This window comes from Streptomyces sp. NPDC056628, assembly GCF_042792555.1.
Classification (GTDB): domain Bacteria; phylum Actinomycetota; class Actinomycetes; order Streptomycetales; family Streptomycetaceae; genus Streptomyces.
The window spans coordinates 12,331-34,194 of the sequence record NZ_JBHTWG010000018.1 but is presented as its reverse complement, the minus strand read 5'-3'; the positions used below and the strand labels follow the sequence as shown (position 1 = coordinate 34,194).

11 protein-coding genes and 2 pseudogenes are annotated in these 21,864 nt (G+C 70.0%); 2 read left to right on the top strand and 11 right to left on the bottom strand.

Going from position 1 to position 21,864, the window contains the following annotated elements; all coding sequences use genetic code 11:
* Positions 1 to 62 precede the first annotated feature (62 nt).
* The 6 genes and pseudogenes from ACFRAC_RS21850 to ACFRAC_RS21825 form a co-directional block, all read right to left on the bottom strand.
* On the bottom strand, positions 63 to 653 hold the full coding sequence (locus tag ACFRAC_RS21850) for an SUKH-4 family immunity protein (protein ID WP_382926058.1): 591 nt from the start codon (positions 651 to 653) through the stop codon (positions 63 to 65).
* Positions 654 to 839: 186 nt separating this feature from the next.
* Complete coding sequence (locus tag ACFRAC_RS21845; protein ID WP_382926055.1) at positions 840 to 2,135, bottom strand: hypothetical protein; 1,296 nt, start codon at positions 2,133 to 2,135, stop codon at positions 840 to 842.
* Positions 2,136 to 2,444: 309 nt separating this feature from the next.
* Positions 2,445 to 3,815 carry an SUKH-4 family immunity protein gene (locus ACFRAC_RS21840; RefSeq protein WP_382926053.1) on the bottom strand — a complete coding sequence of 457 codons (1,371 nt, stop codon included), beginning with the start codon at positions 3,813 to 3,815 and terminating at the stop codon, positions 2,445 to 2,447.
* 864 nt (positions 3,816 to 4,679) lie between these two features.
* Positions 4,680 to 5,213: pseudogene (locus tag ACFRAC_RS21835) on the bottom strand (SUKH-4 family immunity protein); the annotation flags it as partial.
* 1,383 nt (positions 5,214 to 6,596) lie between these two features.
* Positions 6,597 to 6,854 (bottom strand): annotated as a pseudogene (locus tag ACFRAC_RS21830) (ATP-binding protein); the annotation flags it as partial.
* 30 nt (positions 6,855 to 6,884) lie between these two features.
* Positions 6,885 to 11,306 (bottom strand): toxin glutamine deamidase domain-containing protein, encoded by a 4,422-nt coding sequence (locus ACFRAC_RS21825; RefSeq protein ID WP_382926050.1) that lies wholly within the window; start codon positions 11,304 to 11,306, stop codon positions 6,885 to 6,887.
* Positions 11,307 to 11,712: 406 nt separating this feature from the next.
* Here ACFRAC_RS21825 and ACFRAC_RS21820 point away from each other — a divergent pair, with 406 nt between their 5' ends.
* The gene (locus ACFRAC_RS21820; RefSeq protein ID WP_382926047.1) at positions 11,713 to 12,090 is read left to right on the top strand and encodes a hypothetical protein; all 378 of its coding nucleotides are present in this window, start codon (positions 11,713 to 11,715) and stop codon (positions 12,088 to 12,090) included.
* 239 nt (positions 12,091 to 12,329) lie between these two features.
* Positions 12,330 to 12,755, top strand: coding sequence for a hypothetical protein (locus ACFRAC_RS21815; RefSeq protein ID WP_382926045.1), 426 nt, complete (start codon positions 12,330 to 12,332; stop codon positions 12,753 to 12,755).
* 281 nt (positions 12,756 to 13,036) lie between these two features.
* Here ACFRAC_RS21815 and ACFRAC_RS21810 read toward each other — a convergent pair whose 3' ends face one another.
* The 5 genes from ACFRAC_RS21810 to eccCa all read right to left on the bottom strand — a co-directional run bounded on the left by ACFRAC_RS21810 (position 13,037) and on the right by eccCa (position 21,639).
* Positions 13,037 to 14,365, bottom strand: a complete 1,329-nt coding sequence (locus ACFRAC_RS21810; RefSeq protein ID WP_382926042.1) for an SUKH-4 family immunity protein — start codon at positions 14,363 to 14,365, stop codon at positions 13,037 to 13,039.
* Between the two features lie 83 nt (positions 14,366 to 14,448).
* Positions 14,449 to 16,425 carry an ATP-binding protein gene (locus ACFRAC_RS21805; RefSeq protein ID WP_382926039.1) on the bottom strand — a complete coding sequence of 659 codons (1,977 nt, stop codon included), beginning with the start codon at positions 16,423 to 16,425 and terminating at the stop codon, positions 14,449 to 14,451.
* A gap of 284 nt (positions 16,426 to 16,709) precedes the next feature.
* Positions 16,710 to 17,024, bottom strand: a complete 315-nt coding sequence (locus tag ACFRAC_RS21800) for a DUF397 domain-containing protein (protein WP_382926036.1) — start codon at positions 17,022 to 17,024, stop codon at positions 16,710 to 16,712.
* Positions 17,025 to 17,154: 130 nt separating this feature from the next.
* Entirely contained in the window at positions 17,155 to 17,541 is a 387-nt protein-coding gene (locus tag ACFRAC_RS21795) for a hypothetical protein (RefSeq protein ID WP_361347218.1), read from the bottom strand.
* Positions 17,542 to 17,694: 153 nt separating this feature from the next.
* Entirely contained in the window at positions 17,695 to 21,639 is a 3,945-nt protein-coding gene (gene eccCa, locus ACFRAC_RS21790) for a type VII secretion protein EccCa (RefSeq protein WP_382926032.1), read from the bottom strand.
* Positions 21,640 to 21,864 lie beyond the last annotated feature (225 nt).

Genomic DNA, 21,864 nt, shown 5'->3' with positions numbered 1-21,864 from the left:
CGCTTCCGAATCACCGCCGCTGTCGCCGTCGGACGGGTCCGTCGGGGTTCTTGAACTGCGGCTCAGACCCATTCCAGTCCGTAGGAGGCCAGGTCCCATGTGCTGTCCTCGAAGTCGTAGCCCTCGAGGATGAGCGTCCAGGTCTCGGCTTGGGAGGCGGGGCGGTCGATCTGCTCGCACCACCTGGCGAGGTTGTCCTGTGCGTCTTTGTGGTCGGTGACGTAGGGGAAGTGGGTTCTTCGGAACTCGTCGTACAGCCGGACCATGGCGAAGAATTGGGTGAGGCTGCTGCCGGCGATCGGGTCGGTGGAGCCGCCCGTGCCGTCCCGGTAGAGCCGGCCGGTGCTGCCGTCGAGCAGGAGTCTGGAGTACATCCACATGCCGAGCTCGTAGAACGGGCCGCTGCTGGGTGCTTCGCTCTTGGCGCGGCGTTGCCGGGGCAGGTGTCGGTCCTGGCCGGGCCAGGCCACTTCGACCAGGGGGCTGTTCCCGCGCGGAGTGATGTCCAGGTGCAGGAAGTCCCTGATCTCCGGCAGACCCGTCCGGGCGAGGAAGTCCCGTGCGGCGGGATCCGTGAGGCCGTGCGGGAGCTGTCCATCCGCGAGCTGGTGACAGGTCCCTGCGCCGAAAGTCTCCTCGAGCCAGTCCCGCAAACCTTCACCGCGTAGGGCGGCGGCCGCGGACGGGGCAGCGGCCAGGGAGCGGAACGGGTGTGTGCGGCGATCAAGGGCCGCTTGGGGTAGGTGTCCTGGGCGGTGCTTGCCGTGGTTTCGACGGATACGGCGAAGAGGCCCGCGGTGCCGGCGAGCACCCAGTGCCCGTCACGTAGAGGCCCTTGGTCACGGCCTGGGGGCAGGAGGGCGGCTCAGGTACGGCGTGCGTCTCCCGCTTCCAGCCGTTGTCCGTGTGCTCGGCGAAAATGACGTCCGGTGCCTCGTGACCTCCGGAGCGTCGCGGGCTGCTCCAGGGGAGAGGGGCGTCGGACAGAGAGGCGTGCACCTCGACCGGAGCCGCGACAGGGTCCCCGGTCGTCGGGCTCCATTCCTGGCGAAGGACCGGTATTTCGGGTAAGCGATCTTGCCGGTGGTCGCGTCTCGTGCTGTGACGATGTTCAGGCCCGACTCCGCGACTACGACGCCGAGTCCATCGACGCGCCCGACGTCGCCCTGGATGCGGCCGAAAATACCGGCGGGGCGCCAGTGGGTCCACGTGGTCTGCCACGGCAACGGAACGCCCGCGGCCAGTAGTCCGTCGGCCAGCTCGGTGCGGCCCGAGCTGAGCGCGGCGTGGTGGAGCCAGGCCACCCACTCACCCTGTGACGAGGGGGAGACGCCTTGGACCTCCAGATAGTGCAGCATCGCGGCCACACTTCCGTACGGCACACCGTCGGGGTGGGCGACGGCGAGGGCCGCACGCAGTGCGGTGACCGAGAACTGGGCCAACAGCCGTCCGTCGTTCAGGAGTTGGGGCAGAACACCGGCCAGGGCTGCATGCAGGGGAAGAGCCTGAGCGGCGTACCGCCTCACAGGGCCCTGCTCCGACCAGAGCCCCGGTCCGTCGCCGTCCGTCGTCGAGGACATGAAGGCGTCGACGGCGCGGGATTGGATCTCGGAATCCCAAGGTTGCTTGCGTCGCCATGCATGGCGAAACGCTTCGGACCGGAACGCGACCGATGACCGGTCTTCGTCCACGGCCAGGACGTCCGGGCGCTTCTCGGCGAAGGAGAGGAGCGTGCGCGCCTCCGCGGTCACCCCGCGCGCGGAGCACAGCAACTGCCAGACCGGCACCGGCACCTGACGAAGCTCGGCATCGGCCAGTGCGCCCAGCCACCCGGCCGCGGTCGGCTCCTCCCCGGCGGTCTCCGCGGCCGAGGCAGGTGTCGGCAAGGTGACTTCGTACTCGGCGATACGGCGAAATCTCACGAGATCAGGGTCGTACTCCGCCATGACCCAGACCTCACGACCTTGGAACCGTCGGAACCCCGGAGCCAGAACCTCCGCTACACGGGCCGGTTCGGTCGACGTCACCGTCTCACCCGCGTACTGCACATTGGCGAGGAGGAGGACACAGGGGCGCCCGACGGGAGCGGCACGGCACTCCTCGCGCATGCGGGTGGCCACCGCGTCGGCGCTCATACCCCTGCAGTCGATGAGTGTGGCGCTGGGCCAGCGGTCCCGCACAGCACCCAGATACGCGGTCTTGCCACTGAGCGCCGGGCCGAGTACGGAGAACACTCGCCGCTGGCCCGCGGGCAACTCCCGTCAGGCTTCGATACGAGCCCAGTGCTCAGCGCTGATCTCGGGCACTCGTGTTTCCCCCTCCATGAGTGGTGACGCGGTCCATGACGTTACCGACACGGCTTGCTGTCGCGGCACCTGAGGGGGATGCCGTCATCGCGAGCGAGGCCCGAACTCGCCGCGTGCGACCGACCCCCGATCCGCCCGTCAGACTCGGTCTTCGAAGTTGTAGTCCTCGAAGACTCTCTGCCACCCCTGAGTCCGGTACGCGTCGGGGTCGATGAGATCGAGCCAATGGCGTACGTCCGACTCCGTGTCCTCGATCGACCAGTCGGAGGCGAACCACCAGTAGTAGAGGCGGACCATGGCGACGAACTGGCTGAGACTGCTACCGGCCAGCGCGTCCTCGATCCCGGATGAACCGTCTTGCAGCACCCTCCCGTCGTGACCGTCGAGGAGCAGACGCGCGCCTTGCCACCAGCCGAGCGAGTAGTAGGCGGGTTCCTGCTCGGTCGGCTCGGCGACGGGGCGAAGGCCCGTGTCCGCGAGGCCGGTGGTGTCCAGTTCAAGGAAGCCCGTGACGCAGGGGAAGCCGACCGAGGAGAGGAACTGGCGCGCGCCGGCGTCCGAGAGGGCGGACGGCAGAGTCTCCTGCGGGAAGCGCTTGACCGCCGTAACGTCCCAGAGGTCCGTCAGCCAATCGGTCGTGGGGGCCAGGGCCGTGGCCGGCAGATCCGCCGGAGCGAGAGTCGTTCCCGTGCTCACCAGCCGCTTGAGGAGACCGGAGGAGGCCTCCCGCCCTGCGCCCTGATTGATCTCGACCACGAACACTCCGTCCGTGGAGGCCAGAGCAAGGTGATCTCCCAGGCGTACGCCCCGACGAACGTACTCGGGCATGCGGGGGAGATCCACTGCGCCGTCCGCGGCTCCGGCAGGCCGCCATCCTTGGGGCCCTTGATCCGCTGACGTCGTACCCGGCGTGCTCGTGGCCTCGCCGGGCTCGGGGCGTGGTGCGCCCGTGGCCAGGCCCCAGGTGCCGATGTGGTCGCGGCGGGTGCGGGCTGTGACCACGTTACCGGATGGGGTGTGCGCGATCCGGAGAGTTCGGACGATCGGCCGCTTGACCAGGGCGTCCGTACGGAACGCGTCGGCACCGACACCTTGGGCCCAGAGCGTCCGCCAAGGCAGGGCCACGGGTCCGGCCGCCGCCAGGAGCCGATCCGCGGCCGCTCTCTCCGTCGATCCGGCCTGCATCAAGGTCAGATGCAACAGGGCCAGCCACTCACCCTGGGACGAAGGCTGCCCACCACGGCGTGCCAGGTAGTGGAGACGGGCCGCCGCAGTGCCCTGCGTGATGGGCTGCCCGTGGAAGGCGGCCTCGAACGCCTCGAAGAGCGTCGCGAATCCGACCCTGGCGACTGCCTCGGTGTCCTCGAGGAATGCCTCGAACCGGTCGGCTGCGGCGGCGTGACCGGCCAGGGCGCGCTCGGCGTACCAGCGCGTGGCGTCGGAAGCGTCTGCGGCCGACAGGGTGGTGACGATGCGCGCGTGGCTGGACTTGGCCTCGTCGGCGGGCATCTGCGCACGCAAGTGCCGGGCGGCTGCTTCCTGCTTGAGGGAGACCAGCGGAGTGCCGGTCCCGTCGTCGGTCCGGTGGATCCACTCCGCGGCCGCCGCATCGCCGAGCAGGGAGTCGAGCTCGGCCTCGGGGGCATGTCCCGGCCCAGGGCCGAACAGAGACCGGACCATACGGTGAGGGGAACGAATCGGTGCTCGGCCAAGGCCAGCGCGCGAAGGGCGGACGACAGAGGCGCCTCGTCGTCCTGTTGCAGAAGGGCGGGCCCGGGATTGAAGCCGCCCTCCAGCGTCAGTTGGCGTCCCCGCCACTCGGCGACCCTGCCTGGACCGTCATCGACCTCGACCAGCAAGCGCATCCGCAGGCCGCGCCGATGGTGCTCGATCAGCGCGCGTGCCACGTGACCGAGCACACGTTCCGGTTCACGCGAGGTATGCAGCCGCCCGGCCCACTGCGTGTTGGCGAGGATGACCACGGGGTCGTTGGTGATCTGACCGGCGACGGTGGCGAAGTTGCCCTTGAACGAGTCCGTGGCGGGGACGCCAAGGGCCGCCGCCACGCCCCGGGCCACCTCCTCCGCGGACCTGTCGGCGCAGTCGACGTACACCGCGGCAGGGTGGCGGGCGACGACTTCGCGCAGCAGCGCCGTTCTGCCGCTGCCCGCCCGCCCGCCGATCCACATCCAGGCGCTGGTGTCGCGAGGTCGATCGATCCACCGCAGCGCACGGTTCAGTGCGAGTTCGACTGGGACGGCGTCCTGGTACGGGGTGGTACTCATGAGTACAGGGTCGGGTCTCTCAGTTGTGACCAGGAAGCAGTATGGCGAGCGGTGACAAACCGAGCGCCCCGCCATGCCTCTTGGCTGCCTACAAGTAGATGAATTCGTCTGTCTCTGTGACGTGTCCCCAGTTGCGGGTGGCTGCCGCTGCGGGGTCGATGCCGGCGAGCCAGGTTTTCAGTTCTTCGATGAGGTCGTCTCCGTCGAGGCCGCCGTCCGTCACGTACGCCATCATGTACTTCCACTGGAGGCACACCATGGCGGTGAACTGGGCCAGGGATGTGCCGGCGAGGGGGTCGCCGGGCCGGTCGCCGTCGACCGCGTTTTTGCGTGATTGTCGCAGTACGCGGCCGGTGGGGCCGTCGAGGAGGAGGATGCCGCCGATCCAGGTGCCGAGTTCGTAGAAGGGGCCTTCTCCGATGGGTGTTTCGAAGTCTTTGGTGCCTTCCCAGGTGTGCTGGGTGAAGCCGGTGCCGGCGAGGTTGTGGGTGTTGAGGGTGAGGAAGTTGCTGACGGCGGGGAAGCCGGTTTCGGTGAGGAAGAGGCGGGTGGCCTCGTGGGTGAGGCCGGCGGGCAGCTTGTCTTCGGTCAGGAGTGGGGCGATGTCCGCGTCGAACACGTCGAGTACCAGCTCGCGGGTGGGGCGGCAGGCGGCCTCGTCGTACGGGCGTGGGGTTACCTCCGTGTACCAGGTGACGGCAGGGAGTGCTGGCAGTGGGCTGTCTTCGACGTAGTCAGGGTTGAGCTCGATCGCATAGAGCCCTCGGTTACCGCCGAGCACGATCAGATCCCCGGCACAGGCGACTTCGTCAGCCTTGGGTGCTTGGATCACACGGGGAGTGGACGGGTTGCCTACAGCTGTCGCCCGAACCAGGTTCCACGATGTCTCGGCTTCCCAAGGAGTGGGCGTTGGCGAGGTGGGTGTGGCTTCCTCGACGACTGATCCCTCGGCTCCCGTCAACTCTCCCGTACGTGACAGGAGTCGGCCGGTGGCCGCGTCCCAGGTTTGTTCGTGGCCGTCCCTGGTGGAGCTGGTCACGGTGCTGCCATCCGGGGCGGCTCGTAGCGCGGTGACGCCGTCGATCTGGGGAGGACAGGGGCGGACGCGGCCGGGAGCTCGCCAGTGGGTCCATACGGTGCGCCACGGCAGGGGACCGGCAGCTTCGGCCAAGGCGTCGGCGCGTTCCGTGTCTCCCTGGCTGAGTGCCACGAGATGCAGCAAAGACACCCACTCCGCCTGCGAGGACGGCGCCAGACCGAGATTGCGGAGGTAATACAAGTCGGCGGCTGTGCTGCCCGCGGGGATGCGGTGGGGGAACGCCAACCGCAGTGCGTCGAGCAGCGTGGGGTGGGTGCACTTGGCCAGAAGCCGGGGATCTGCCAGCAACTCGTCGAAGCGGTTGGCGGCTGCGGCATGGGCAGGAAGGGAATGGGCGAGATAGGAGATGAGCGGGTCGTCGTCCGTGCAGGCGAAGAGGCGCCCTGTGATGGCGTGTTGGAAGGCCCGGTACGCCTCTGCGGGAACCTCGCTGCGCAGTGCCCGAGCGTCGCGTTCGTGAGCGAAGCCGACGGGCTGTGCCGAGGGGGCGACCGTGACGAGAGACGACTCCGCGGCGATGGTCCGCAGTTCCACCTCTTCGAAGTCGGTGCCGAACACGGAGCAGAGGGCCTCCCACTCGTCGAAGCGCACGTGATGCCGTTCCGACAGGGCCAGAGCGGTCAGGGCGGCGCGCACGCGTGGTGGGAGCGAGTCGGGGGACCACCTGGTGGTGTCGGGCCCCGGCGCGAGGACGATGCGGTCCGAACGTCGGCTGAGGTCGTACACCTCACTGTCGATTTCGACGATGAACTTGATGCCGGTGTCTCCGGACTTGAGGCCGAACGCGTTGACGATACCGCTGATGGCCACTTCTTCGGGCTCATCTGTGTGCCGCGTTGTCCCGGCCCACTGGGTGTTCGTCAAGATCACAACGTGACTGAGGTCCTGGTCTTCTGCCTGTAGGTACAGAGCGAAGAGGGATCGGTTGTCCTCGTAAGGGACACCGAGGGCGCGCATTACGCGATCTGCTATCTGCTCAGCGGTACAGCCCGCGGCATCGATGAGCACGGCACCGGGCGTCGCATCGGCGAACTCCCGGAGCAGTCGGCTCTTTCCAGCGCCAGAAGGGCCATCCAGGTACAGGAAGCCCTTCGTGGGAGGGAGGCGGTTCAGTCGTGCGCGGAGCTGATCGACCGCTTCCTTTGGGCCTAGTGGAGCATGCATGTTGGCGTAATCCTCTACATCTCGGTGCAACTAAGTGGTGGGGCTCTTCTGCAACTCCCCAGTCTCCATGGCTCTAATCCAAACCTTGCCAAGCTTGTTGAGATTCTTGATTAGGTCGGCTTCAAACTGTCGCTTATAGGTCGTCCCCTTAGGGAGTGCATTCGGGTCCACGATGTCTGCCTCCTTTCGGTATCCCGTGCCATAGAAAACGTCGACCCCTGGCATGGTTTGCGAAAGCAGTCGGGCGCAATTTGCGTAGCCTGAACCATGGCCACATGGTTCACGGTCGGTGTACATACTGAGTGGCTCATAGCGGAAATTTTCGTCGCGCTGCTGGTTGAGTGTATCAAGGTAATCTAGAATATTTTTTTCGGAGTGCTTGTTGTCGCTTCCCGGGTAAGAGCTGTCAACAACATAGCTAATTTGCTTGCTGACTGGATCATAGACCTCGACGGCTGCGTAGTTGCGCCCCGTGAAGTCTGGGCGATGTACTCCTGAAGCCTCGAGGCTCGCAGCGATTCCGCCCAGCTGCTCTTTGAGAGCTTTCGTGGTTTCTTCGTCCCGCCGCGCCGGTACCCAGTTAGCTTTAGCGTGCTTCTCGGGGCCTCGACTCGGATAATCGGCCTGTGGCTCAGGGCTGGCACCCGCTGCATGCGACTCGTGAAAATTCAAGCTGAGGCGGGCCAGCGATGCGACTACTGCTCCGCGTTCCCCCGGGTGCATGTCTGCGAAACCCGGGAGAATCCTCGCCAGATCATCGTGCCGCAGAATACTTGGTTTGTGGTTTGGGTCGTCGGGGCGGGGTGGACTGCAAGAATTGAGTGCTTCGACGAGTGGAATCCGTGTGCCGTTGCCGTTCTCGTTCGGGATTGGATCGAGCCAACGGTTCAGGTGCTGGTGCACCGGATCCAGGTTGAGCTGGCGAACGTCGTTCGTCTGTCGCAGGTTCTGCTGATCCGGCATAGGGGCCATGCCGTAGTGCGTTGAGTCGACAGTCTCCGGCTCGGTTAGCCGATCATGTTCCCTGCGCTGCGGATCGTCCCTCGGATGATCTTTGTTTTCGGCGTTGCCGGAATTCGATTCGTCTGGAGCCCCCGCCGGTTCCGCGGCTGGTCGACGGTCAGGATGATCGGCTGTTTCGGGAGTCCGACGGTCGGAGTCCGGCGCGGACTGATCGGCGTCGACGGTTCCTTTGGGCGTGACCGGCTGGCGGTTCGAGTCCAGGGGGATGGCGAAGACGCCGTGGTCGCCGCTGTGGAGCGGGTTTCGGCTCTGCTGGCCCGTCTGGGCGTCGATGTAGGTGATCTTGCCGTTGTGGTTGACGGCGTTCCACGCGTGGGCGCGGCCGTTGGCGTCCTGCGTGATGATGACGGCCTGGGAGCCGTGGCCGCTGTCGCGGAGGGTGTTCTCCAGGCGATTGAAGGCGTCGTGGCCGTTGCCCATGTCGCTGAAGCGGGCACCGAGCGTGTTCTCGATGCGGTCGCGGCCACCCCTCTCACCGCGGTCCGAAGGGTTGCCGTCCGCGTCCAGGTCGGGGGTACGGGCGCCGGCAGCCGTGGGGTTGCCCGCGTAGGTGTCGACCGTGGACAGGGCCGTGTCGACGCAGTTGTTGCTCCGGCCCGGCGCGTCCGGACCCTCGCCGTTGATGCGCTGCACCCAGGGGCCGTCGGCCGGGTCCGGCGGACGGGTCGGGTCGCCGTTCTCGTCCCGGGGGACCGAGTTCTCCAGGGCGTCCTGTTCGGCCCGGGTGGGATCGGTCACGCCACCTGGGGGGTTCGTGTTGCGCGTCTCCGAGGCCGGGGTCGAGACGTCCCTCGGCTTCGGAGTGTCGGGGGTGCTCTGCCGGTCGGGCGTGGTCGGGCCCGAATCCGGGTTGTTGTGGGGCGCGGAGGGAGTGGGCTGTCCGCTCGGCGTGGTGGTCACGTGGTGGATCGGGACCGGCGTGACCTGCGGCTGCTGCTGGTGGTGGTTCGGGGTGCTCGCCGGGGGCTGCTGGGTGTGTGACGGCGTCTGGGTGCCGGGCTGGTTCGGCGTGCTGCCCGCGGGCTGCTGGGGCGGGCGGGACGGGGTGCCGGTGCCTGGCTGGTTCGCCGTACCGGGCGTTCCCTGAGACGTCGGGTTGTGCGTGGTGGCCCCCGGTGACGTCGACGGGGAGTGGGGGGTGCTGCCGCCTGGTGTCGGCGTGGACGGCGACGTGGTGGGCCTACTTGAGGCGGGCGGCGTCGACTGGGCGGCGTTCTGGCCCGGTGTGGGGGTACGGCTGCTGCCGGGCTGGTCCGGGGTGCTGCGCGGAGGGGTGCTGTCGCCCCGGGGGGTCGTGCTCGGGTTGCCGGGGGTGGTGGTGCGGGGTGCCGTACGGTCGCTGCGGTCGTTCGGCGTCGTACCGGGGTTGTTGCGGGAGGTCGAGTTGTCGCCCGGTGTCGTGCTGGGGTTGTTGCGGGGCGTTGAGTTGTCGTTCGGCCTCGCACCGGGGGTGTTCCGGGGCGTCGAGTTGTCGTTCGGCGTCGTACTCGGGTTGGTGCGGGACGGCGTGCCGTCGTTCGGTGTCGGCGTGGTCGAGCGGGGCCGGGGCGTGTTGCCGTCCCCGGGGGTGGTGGGGTTGCCGCGTGGCGCGGGGCGGTCGCCGGGTGGCGTGCCCGGGGTGTTTCGTGGTGTGGTGCCGGCGTCTCCCGTGGGGGTGCCTCCGGGGCGCTGCGCCGGTATTCGGTTGTCGGGCGTGCCCGGCGTACGGCTGTCCCCGGTTCCGGGGACGCGGCCGTCCGCAGCGGGTGTGCTTCGAGGCACCGTGGGTCCGGTGGTGCGGGGGGTGGAGGCCGGTCCCGTCCCGGCGGTGGGCGCCGTGCCGGGCGTGCTGGCGGAAGGATTCCTCGCCGGACCCGAGTTGGCGTGCGGGCTCGTGGGAGACGTACCGCCGCCCGATGGCCCGCCCGAACTGTGGCTCGCGGCAGGAGCCGTGCCGGCCGGGGCGGCTGCCGTGGGAGACGTCGGGATGCCCGAGCCACCGTCCGGACGGCCTCCGGAGCCGGTCGGGGAGGCGTCGCCGGCCGTCGGTGTCGGCGCGGCGTTGGACTGCGTGGGTGTGGTGGCCGCAAGGCTGTCGATCTGAGTGCCGATCGAGCCGCCCGTCGGCGAGGAGGACGGACTGCTGGACGACGCGTGCGTGGGCGCGGACTGCGGCGACGGGGAAGACAGCCCGGATACGGGGGAGCCACCGCCGGTGTGGGACGGGCCCGACGTGCTCGGCGTGCCGGAGGAGCCGGTGGGGCTGTCGGAGCCGATGGGCGAGCGGCTGCCCGGCGAGGGGTCGTCGAAGTCGGACAGGGACGAGTCCGACGGCGCCTGTGTCGGCCGCGAGAACGGGGTGTCCGACGTGGACGGACCGCTGGAGTCCGAACCCGGCCCGGAACCGGAGTCGGGGCCCAAGCCCACATCGGGTCCGCCGATGTTGTTGCCGCCGGTGTCGGCGGATATGCCGTTGCCTATGTTCGTGCCGGGCAGGTTGGTGCCGTTGCCCGAACGCGTGGTCGTCGAGGAGTCCGACCCGTTCGCATCCGAGTTGGAACTACCGGAGTTGCTGTCCGAGTTGGACGACGAGGAGTTGGGGGACGGGGAGTCGGAGGACGAGGACGACCTGGAGTTGCTGTCCGAACCGGGGTCGCTGCCGACGTCGCCGTCGGGCAGCCCCGACGTTCCGTCGTAGCCGTCGATGCGGCTGTCGATCGCATGGCGGGCCCGGCTGCCGGCCTTCTGGCCCAGGCTGTCGCGGACGCCCTCGGCGAACGTCTGCGGGCTCTGCTTGAGCGCGTCCAGTCCCGCCGTACCACCGGCCTTGAGGGTGGCACCGACGTCGTAGCCCTCCTGAGCGCCGAAGCCGACGTTCACCGTCTGGCGGACGAGGTCGGTGATGATCGCCTCGATCGCCGAGATGGCGGGTTCCTTCATCGTCTCCACGATCGCCTCGAGCAGCGCTTGCTTCAGCTCGTCGAGGAGGCGGCGGACGATGAGACGGGTCACCTGGGTGGCGCCGAGGCCGGCGACCTCGGACAGGCCGAAGGTGAAGGGAGCGGCGGCGTGCGCGGCGATGATCTCGATGACCAGGGCGATCAGCTGGGCGATGACCGCCCATTTGGCGAACTCGACGAGGTAGGCGCACGCCTCCAGCACGTTTGCGATGAGAAATGCGGCCTCGGCGGCGTTGCGGAGGTAACCGTCCCCGCCGCCGCCACCGCCGTCGAACTTCTCGTACGTCTTGACGAACTTGTCGATCGACTCACCGGCGTTGTGTGCGGTGACCTGACGGGCGGCGCCGTTCGCCGTGCCGTGCAGCTCGTTGACCTTCTCGCCGAACTGCCGCCACACCTCGGCACAGTCTCTGAGCTTGTCCTCGTCCGCTGTGGGCCATCGGTAGCCCAGCATCTCGAGCACCCACTCGAGTTCGTCCGGCAGCATCATCGACACAGCAGAAAGCACCCCCGTCAGACCGAACGGCCGTACAACTCCCTCACCCGTCCAGGGAAATCACACAGGAGTACAGCCGTCCGCAAAGTTTACGGAATCACCGGCGAACCGACTCAGGGTGGTGCTGTCACAAGTCCGTTTCAGGACGGAGCTGTTGACGGGACCACTCGGCCGGAGTCGCCGCGATTCCGTGCCGAACGCTTCACACCCTTCCTCGAGGTGCCCCTGCTCTTGGGGCGATCGGCGGTCCACCGCCCCCCGCACCCCCCTCAGCAAGATCGCGCCTGAACAGCCAGGCTGACGCCTGCCGTTGAGCGACAGTCGATGGCCGTCTGCGCTCCCACCCACGGGACTCGCCCGCCGTTCGCGCACGGCCCTGCGGGCGCTACGCTGCCTGCACATGACGACGCGTGATGGGGAACAAATGCTGGCGGAACGCGGCGCGGACAGTCTGGTGCGGGACGACGTGGAGGAACCGCGGGCGCGTCCTCAGAGGCCATCGGAGCCGAGCACGCCGAGCGAGCGCTCGCAGCAGGCGCGGAGCGCTCGGGGCGGCCTCATGGCCATAGGAGCGCTGGTCGCGGTGGCATGCCTCTTCGCGATCGTGGGGCGGCTGAACGGCGGTACGGAGGCCGGAGCCTGGACCGTGGCCTACGCGATAGGCCTCGCCTCGGCCACCCCCGGTGTGGAACTGGCCCGGCGCGGACGCACCCGCTGGGCGCTCATGACGACCATCGTGGGCGCGGTCGGCGCGACGCTGGGCAACGCGCTGCCCTGATCGCATCGCCGAGCGGCCCGTCGTCCTGGGCGGGTCGGGTGGGTACCGCTGTTCGGCGCCGTGGGACAGCTGTGTCCGCATGTGAGGCTGTTGTGGAGGGCCGTACGGCTGCTTGTGGCGGTGGCCGTACGGTTGGGGTGGCCACCGCGGCAGCCATGCGGTCCCCCGGAACATCCCGCACGAGATCACGAGATACTGCGGGGGCCGACGAGCGGACCGGAACAGCGAGGAGATGCGACATGGCACGGCAGCCCGACAACTCATCGAACCCGCAGGGCGCGTCGCCCGAGCGCGGTGTGCTCGACGAGGCACTCGAACCCGAGCAGATCAAGTCCCTGAACTCCGCGCTGCGCAAGCTGTCGCAGACCGACAACGTGAGCAAGGACCTACAGGAGGCCGCCAAGCGGATGCTGTCCGGCCGGCTGGCCCTGCGCGACGCCCTGGACGACCCTGCGTTCGCCCGGGCCTTCGGCAGCGGGGGGCTGGCGTCGCTGCGCGGCCAGTGGGAGTCATTGCCCGAGGAGGAGCGCGACCGTCTCCGGCACGGCGAGCCATTGCAGGGTGGCACTGACGCCGGTCAGAAGGACACCCAGGGCAGGCCCGCGGAACCGGGCGGCCAGAAGCCGGGCGGGGGCCGGCACAGTGGGGGCTTCTCGCTGTACTGACGGTTTCGTGCGGCCGTTCCCACCCGTCGCCGCCGCGCACCGAACAACCAAGGTCATGGCCCGGCCGGCATGGACATCAGTCAGTCGGTCGATCGCAGTGCACTCATCCAGACGGCGGTGCCCACGGAGTCGGCGTCGGCCAGCGTGGACTCCAGGTCGTCTCTGATCGCAGTGCGCTCGATACGGCTCCCCGCCGAGGCCAGCATGCAGCGTGTAGTTCTGCAGCAGAGCCCGGAGCCGAGTCGGACATGCCCCCAAGTCCACCGCCGATCCGCCGACCGTCAGAACAACCCGTGCCACATCTGCTCGACCACCAGCGACCACCACGCGTCCGGATCCGTGAGTGCCGACGCGTCCACCGCCACCAACTGCTCCTGCAGTGAGGCCACTTCGGCGCCCGCCTCGACGGCGTCCAGGCCGCGCATCCGCTGCCGTGCCGTAGCGAGAAGGGCCAGGGATCGGGCGAACGCGGCGGTCGAGACGTTGACGTAGCGGGCCGTCGCGGTGACCGGGTCCACCGCCCAGAGCGCGCCCAGGCCGTCCGGCTGGCCGCTGCCGGGCAGGCACTGCACCGCGATGACCGCGACCCCGTCGAAGCCGACGCGGACCAGGTAGGACAGGGCGGCGATCTTCTCCTCGCCGGCCGGGCTGCGCCGCTCGCGCAGATTGGTCGAGACGTCCGTGAACAGGCCGCCGGCCGGGGGCGCTTCGGGCCGGTCGGCCGTGAAGAAGAGCGGCAGGTCGTCGGGCAGCCCGGCCGAGGTCAGCGTCGACACGGCGGTCTCCGGGAGGGCGCTGCCCTCGACGTCCTCGGCGGCGTAGCGGCGTACGCCCTCCCCGCCGAACACCTCGACGAGATGGCGGCCGAGCTCCTCGTCGGACATCGGCGCGGCGGGCGTCACCTGCGTCGGCACCGGCACGCGGTGCGGGCGGGGCGGCGGCTGCTGGCCGGCGATCCGGTGCGTCGTCTCGACCTGCTCGACCAGCGCCGCGATGCCCTCGGCCCGCGTCTCGGCACGGGCACCGTATGTCTGGGAGCAGGACAGCTGGGCGTTGCGGAAGGTGTTGAGGAGCTCGGCGGTGTAGCCGCCGGGCAGCAGGCTGGGGCGCAGGTCCGTGTGGACGGCGACCACGTTCTCGACGGGCACCTGCATGCGCCGCAGCTCGGACCACGCCTGGTACTCGGCGGGGGGCTGCCCCGGGGCGGAGGTGCGGAAGAGGGTGGTCTCCTCACCGTTCGCGGGGTCGACGTACGTGAAGACGGCCGTGTTCCCGGGACCGGTCACCGGACGCTCGCCACCACGGGAGGCACCGGCAGCGCCCGCGCCCCCGTGCTTCTCCCGGTACATCCGCACGACCTCCTCGACCGGCACCGACGGCCAGACCGTCAGTTCGCCGGTGCGGCGGTCCACGACCCCGCACGAGGCACCGATCTCGGAGGGCGGCCGCCGCTCCCCGGTCTCCGGGTCCCGCTCGGGCGCCGCGGGTGCCGCCCACACGACCCAGCCCAGGTCGAACTCCTGCATCCGGACCTCGCGGCGCGGCTCCGTCGACCCTTCCGGGTTGAGCCAACGGTCGGCGACGGCGAGCGCCTGCTCCTGGCTGGTCACGGGGAGGCTCCTTCGATCGGTCTGTTCGGTGCTTTGGGAGAGGAAGGACGGGCTGGGCCGCGCTCGTCGGTCGTACGTCGTGCCTACGAGGCTATCTCCGCGCCTGCCGCCCGGATCCTGAGGGCCTTCGCCCCCCGCTCCGTTGCCACGAGCAGGACGCCGTCGGGGGACAGGTCGGCGGCCGTGAAGGGCGTGTCCGAGATCAGCGCGGCCACCACCTCCTGGTCCGCCCGGTTCCAGACCCGCAGGTAGTCCCCGCCACGGCTCAGGCCGAGCGGCGCGGCGGCCCGTTCCTCCTCGGACGGGCGAACGATCCGGTCGAGGTCGAGGTCGACGTCGTCCAGGAGACCGGGCTGTACCAGGCCGTGGACGAGTACGGAGGCCCCCGGCTCCCCGCCATCCGTGCCGGCGCCGACGGGCCGCGCCCCCGGTGTGCCCGGCGGCACGACCAGGACGGCGACCGGCGTGGCGGCAGCCCCCTCCGTGCCCGGCAGACTGCCCACCGTCACCGCGCTCACTCCGGCCACCGGCAGGCTCCACAGCGTCTGCCAGGGCAGGTCCAGGCCGAGCCGTCCGTGGATGGCCTCGGCGTACTCGGGCAGGCCGTCCTCGACGAACGCGGTCTCCAGGAGGGCCGCCCGCAGCAGGGCGGGCGCCTGGGTGCGGGTCAGCAGGGGAGCCGTCCGCAGATACGTCCGCGCCGGCGCGCCCAACTGCTCCAGCGGTACGGCCTCGACGGCGGCCCGCAGCGGCACCGGATCGGCGTGCACGAAGAGCCCCGGGTCCGTGAGGAGTTGGGGCAGCAGCCCGGCCTCCAGCGTGTGGCTCGCGATGTGGTCGCGGACGTACGGGTCGGCCTTGCCCCAGTCCTGGTCCGGCACCGCCTCCAGCAGGGCCATGGCGATCTGCGTCTGGGCGGCCACGATGTTCGGCAGACCGGCGCGGATCTCCTCGGCGAGCGCCGGATGCATCAGCCGCAGCAGCGTGCGCCCCCCGTCCGCTCCGTCGCTCTCCGCACCCTCCTCCTCCGATGCGGCCGGCACCTCCTCCGGCTGCACGAACGGCCCCGCCAGCAGCATGCCGCCCGCGATGGCCGGGCTCATGTCGTGCCCGGCGACGGCGCTCGCCAGCCGTGACCAGAGCTGGACGGGTACCCCGTCCGCCTCGGCCAGCGCGAGCGGCGCCAGTAGCAGCCGCAGCGTCTGCGAATCGGTGCCGAGTCGCCTGGCGTGCAGGTCGAGGGCCGCGCCGACCGATGTCGGCAGGAACCGTTCGTCGGCCGGGTCGAAGCCCTCCGGCGCCATGAGGACGCAGTTGACGGTGAGTTGGACGACCAGGGGACTGCCGGCCCGCCGCCCGATCGCCGCCCCCAGCGCGAGACGGGTGGCCGGGTCCACGGTGAACGGCAGCTCCGGTGCGCCGAACTCCGGGTTCAGCGCGGCCTGTGCGTACCGCACCAGGAGGTCCGGGTCGGCCCACTCGGGTGCGTCGAGGTCGATGATCTGCGCGGTGCCCGGCGGCAGCCCGTCGACCAGCGCGGCGGCCAGCGGACGCGGCACCTCGGCCATCAGCCGTACGGTCTCGGTGGCGGCCAGCGGGGCCAGCACCTCCCGGACGAGCCGGGCCGGTTCGTCGGCGGTCCGCACCGGACCCGCCCGGTCCACGTCCGGGACGACGACGGTCACCGGCTCCGCCAGCGCGGCCAGTTCGGCGTACACGCCCTCGACGCCGGTGGCGCTCAGCTCGAAGTGGTCGGCGATCAGCCACAGGACCTGGGCCGCGGTCAGCCCCTCGGCGCTCGGCACCGCGGGCGCGGGAAGCTCCGGCGGCACCGTCGACGGGTCCATCGCGTCCAGCGGCAGCCCCTTGCGGTACTCCGGCTCGCACAGCATGAGGAACCCGGTGAGCAGTCGCGAACGCCCGCTGCCCGCGTCCCCGGTGAGCACGACCACGCGCGGGGCGCCGGGCGCCGCCGCCCGCCACGCGGCGAGCGCGCGCAACACCGCCGTACGGCCGCCTATGTGCGGGTGCGGTGCGTAGTCCTCGGTCGAGCCGGTCATGGGTCCCCGTCCTCCGCCGTCGCGGCCGCAATCGATACGGCCCCGATCTTAGGGTGCCTGGCCGGCGCCGAACACGACGGTGGGCGATGCGAACGGCACGACCGCGACCCGGGGGGCACCCCCACCCCCGTAGCCGAGCCAGCCCACTACGCGCCCGCTCCGCCGCACCCCGGGGACACGGACACCCCCGCCCCCGTAGCCGAGCCAGCCCGCTACGCCCCCGCTCCGCCGCATCCCCGGGACACGGGCATCCCCGCCCCCGCCCCCGTAGCCGAACCGCGCCGCTACGCGCCCGCCTCGCCGCCCCTCGGCGCCGGCTCCAGGTCGAACTCGCCGTCGCGCGCGCCCAGGACGAACGCCTCCCACTCCGCCTCGGTGTAGCGCAGCACGGTGCCGGGGTCCAGCGAGGACCGCATGGCGACCGCGCCGTTCGGCAGGTGCGCGATCTCCACGCGCTCCTCGTCCTGCTCGGTGCCGGGCGCGCAGTGCCACTCGACGCCGGAGATGTCGAGGGCGTACAACTCGTCCCGCTCCCGCTCCTTGCGCGCCTTGGTGTCCTCGGCCGCGGTCCCGGCCTCGTTGGTGCGTGCCTCGGTCATGCCGCTGGGCCTCTTCCTGACGTGCGAACGACGTACGGCTCTCACCCTACTGACGCCGGGGGTCCCCCACATGGCGGTCGCGTACTCGTCCCCCGGGCGGGTGGTCCGCCGCGAACGGCGGGGGCAGTGCTCAGTTCGACGGCCGCGTGTGCAGCTGTCCCTGCGCCACCCCCGACGGCACCTTCACCTGGCCGTCGTAGTCCGCCATCGTGTCGCGCCAGATGGCGTCCTGCTCGGCCTCGTTCTTCTCGTGGGCCAGGCCCATCTTGGTGAAGGCGACGCCCATCCCGGCGACGCGTTCCGCGAGGCTGCCCATCGACTCGTACATGCCGTCGCGCAGGCCCTCGTAGACGACGCCGAACTTCTCGCCGATGTCGTCGTCGCCCCAGGGCGGGGTGTCGCCCTTCTCCAGCGCGGTCAGCCCCGTCTGGAGCTCCTTCACGGCCTTCGCGAAGTCCACGCCGACGCTGAACATCGTGTAGCCCTCGCTCTTGAGGACCGCGGGATCGGAGTCCATGTAGTCCGATGACACAACTGCCCCCCGTGGCTCGGCATTTCTGTCCCACCGCCACCATAACCGGGGCACCGGCCACAGACCCAGCCCCCGCAACGGCGGAGGGGCGGCACCCTGCTCGGGTACCGCCCCACCGAAAAAGCCGACAGCCCCCGCTCAGAACCGGTTCGGCAGCCACCCCGTCTGGATCAGCTGCCCACCACGCCGGCGGGTGTGGAAGTAGCCACGTCCCGGCGGCAGCTGGGTCGCCGTGATGTTGCCGAGGAGCGCGCCCTCGGACCGGTCGCCGGAGAGCACGACGCCCTGGGCGCCGAGCTCCCGCATCCGCTGCATCACCGGCTCGTACAGCGATCGGCTGGCACCGCCCGACGCCCGCGCGATGATCACGCGCAGACCGATGTCGCGGGCGAACGGCAGGTACTCCAGCAGCGGTGCCAGCGGGTTCACGCCGGTCGCCACCAGGTCGTAGTCGTCGACGATGACGAACGCGTCCGGGCTGCTGTACCAGCTGCGGTTGCGCAGCTGCTCGGGCGTGACGTCCGGGCCGGGCATCCGGCGGTGCATCGAACCGGCCAGACCCTCCAGCGTCTCCGTCAGGGCCGGCGCCGCCGCGCAGTAGCGCGACAGGTGCGACTCGGGCACGCCCTCCAGGTGGGCGCGCCGGTAGTCACCCACGACGATCTTCGCCTGCTCCGGCGTGTACCGCTCGGTGATCTGCTTGATGAGCAGCCGCAGCATCGCGGACTTACCGGACTCGCTCTCACCGAACACGATGAACAGCGGGTCGGTCTCGAAGTCGACGAAGACCGGCGACAGCGACGACTCGTCGATGCCGATGGCCACACCGCGGTCCGGGTGCTCGAAGCCCTTGGGCAGCCGGTCCGCCGGCATCATCGTGGGCAGCAGGCGCACCGCCGGGGCTTGGCTGCCCTGCCAGTTGTCGTTGATGCCCCGGATCAGGATGGACGTGGCCTCGGACAGGTCCTCCGTCTCCGAGGAGCCGTCGACGCGCGGCAGACCCGCCATGAAGTGCAGCTTGTCCTGGGTCAGACCGCGGCCCGGCACGGTCGCCGGGACGTTCTGCGCGACCTTGCGGTCGATCTCGGACTCGGTCGGGTCACCGAGCCGCAGCTCGATGCGGTTCTGGAGCATGTCCTTGAGGGCGGGCCGGACCTCGGTGTATCGGCTCGCGGTGAGGACGACGTGCACGCCGAAGCCGAGGCCGCGCGTCGCGATCTCGGTGACGGTCGACTCCAGCTGCTCGTAGTCCGTCTTGAACGTGGCCCAGCCGTCGATGACCAGGAACACGTCGCCCCAGGGCTGGTCGGGCAGCTGACCCGAGGCCCGGCGCTGACGGAACGTGGCGATCGAGTCGACGTTGTGGGCGCGGAAGTACTCCTCGCGGGCGTTGAGGATGCCCTCGACCTCGCTGACCGTACGGCGCACCTTCTCGGCGTCCAGACGGTTGGCGACGCCGCCGACGTGCGCCAGCCCGTCCATGGAGATCAGGCCGCCACCGCCGAAGTCCAGGCAGTAGAACTGCACTTCGGACGGCGTGTGGGTGAGCGCGAAGGACGAGATCAGCGTGCGCAGCAGGGTCGACTTGCCGGACTGCGGGCCACCCACGAACAGGCCGTGACCGGCACCGCCGGAGAAGTCCCGGTACAGCACGTCACGCCGCTGCTCGAACGGCTTGTCGACCAGGCCGACCGGCACGTTCAGCCGGCCCAGGGCCGTGTAGTCGGGTGCGGTCAGACCGCGTTCCTGAGTGACGGCGAGCTGCGGGAGCAACTGCTCCAGCGACGGCGCCTCCTCCAGCGGGGGCAGCCACACCTGGTGGGCGGGCGGACCCTGGTTGACCATGCGGCTGACCAGGACGTCGAGGACGGTGTCGGCCAGCGCGTCGTCCACGCGGCTCTCGGGCTCCGGCTCCTCCACGACCGGCTGCGGGGGCAGCGCCACCTGCTCCGCCGTGAACAGGGCGGGCCGCAGCTGCGTCGAACGGCTCACCCGCGACGGGCCCTCGCCGTGGTACGGCCCGGACACGTACGCGGCCTTGAAGCGGACCATCGTGTCGGTGTCGTAGCGCAGGTAGCCGGAGCCGGGGATCGACGGCAGGTGGTAGGCGTCCGGCACACCGATCGCCGTACGGGACTCGGCGGCGGAGAACGTCCGCAGACCGATCCGGTACGACAGATAGGTGTCCAGACCGCGGAGCTTGCCCTCCTCCAGGCGCTGCGACGCCAGCAGCAGGTGGATGCCCAGCGACCGGCCGATCCGGCCGATCTGGATGAACATGTCGATGAAGTCGGGCTTGGCGGTGAGGAGTTCGGAGAACTCGTCGAGCACGATCACCAGCGAGGCCAGCGGCTCCAGGGCGGCACCCGCGGCCCGAGCCTTCTCGTAGTCGTGCAGGTTGGCGTAGTTGCCCGCCGAGCGCAGCAGCTCCTGGCGGCGCTGCGTCTCACCCATGATCGAGTCGCGCATGCGGTCGACCAGGGTGAGGTCGTCGGCCAGGTTGGTGATGACGGCCGCGGTGTGCGGCATGTCCGCCATCCCGGCGAAGGTCGCGCCGCCCTTGAAGTCCGCGAGGATGAAGTTCAGGGTCTCCGAGGAGTGCGTGACCGCGAGACCGAGCACGAGCGTGCGCAGCACCTCGGACTTGCCGGAACCGGTGGCGCCGACACACAGGCCGTGCGGGCCCATGCCCTCCTGGGAGGCCTCCTTGAGGTCGAGCATGACCGGCTCGCCGTTCTCCCCGACGCCGATCGGCACCCGCAGCCGCTCGTGCAGGGTGCGCGGCCGCCAGGTGCGCGAGACGTCGACCGTACCGGCGTCGCCGATGCCCATCAGGTCGGTGAAGTCCAGGTTGGACAGCAGCGGCTCGCCCTCCTCCGCCGAGCCCACCCGGAACGGGGCGAGCTGGCGGGCCAGGGACTCGGCCTGCGCCACGTTGAGGATGTCCGGCCTGCCGCTGTACGCGGACTCGTGGCCGACGAACAGCTGCATCCGCTTCGGCTTCACGTACGCCGTGAGGCCGGCCCGCAGCTCCTCCTCCAGCTCGCCGGGGGCGATCTCCAGGAAGGTGACGCCCTGCAGGCCCTCGCTGCTGGCCAGCTCGGAGTCCGGGGGCACGGTGCCGCCGTCGAGGATGACGATCAGGTGCGGCTGGTCGTAGACGGGGTTCGCCTCGCGGTTCCAGCGCGGCCGGTCGCCCAGTTGGTCCGCCAGCGACTCCTCCAGCTCACCGAGGTCGTCGAAGAGGAGCCGGGTCGAACCGGCGCCGTCCTTGGCCTTCGGGTGCTGGCTGTGCGGCAGCCACTTGATCCAGTCCCACTCCTCCACGGAGGACGGATGCGCCACGACGGCGATCATCATGTCCTCGGGGGAGTGCAGAGTCGCCAACTGGGCCAGGGTCGCGCGGGCGTTGCCGTAGACCGTCTCGGTCTCGCCGCAGATCGTCACGTGGTAGAAGGCGCGCAGCGAGATCGCGACGGGCAGGTCGGACAGGCTGCCGTGCGCGTCCAGGAACGCCTTCATGGCCGCCGCCGTCAGCGGCTCCAGCTCCTCCTTCGGCGCCGTCTCGGGCGCCACCAGCGGGGTGTTGAGCTGCTGGACACCGCGGCCGACGCGCACGGAGGCGAAGTCGCCGTCGGTCGGGCGCCGTTCCCACAGCCGCCTGCTGTCGGCCGCCACCGCCCACAGCTGTTCCGGGTCCGGATGCTGGAACAGCTGGCTCTGCCGCTGGAGTTCGGCGGTCTTGTGCACGTCCTTGCGGACCTGCTCCAGGTAGCGGAAGTAGTCACGCCGGTCCTGCGCCATGCCCGCGCCGCCGCCCTGCCGCGACTTGGCGAACTGGGCTATGGCCATGGCCACCGTCGAGGCCAGCATCAGACCACCGACCACCCTCATGTACGAGGGCAGGTTGGGCATGAAGAAGAAGCCGACCGAACCCAGCATGCCCATCATGGGCAGCAGGTTCATCAGCATGCTCTCGTCGCCCTCGCGCGGAATCTCGGGCGGCGTCTCGAGTTTGACCTCGCCGTCCGGGACGGCCGGGGGCACTGTCCGCGGTGGTCGCTTGATGATGACGACGCTCACCGATGCACTCATCCTTCGCGATTGATACGTCCTGGCATTGACGCCCCCGTGTACCGCGACGTTCTTTTCGCGTAGGCGTCGTTCGCGTAGGCGTCGATCCTACTGATGCGGGCAGGGGGCCAGGGAGCCAGGAGGATGGAGATGCGGCGCAAATCCTGGGAGGAATGCGGGAGGTAGCTCCTGAGGCAGGTGCCCCAACGGATAGGGTGGCCAACCGCGTCGTAC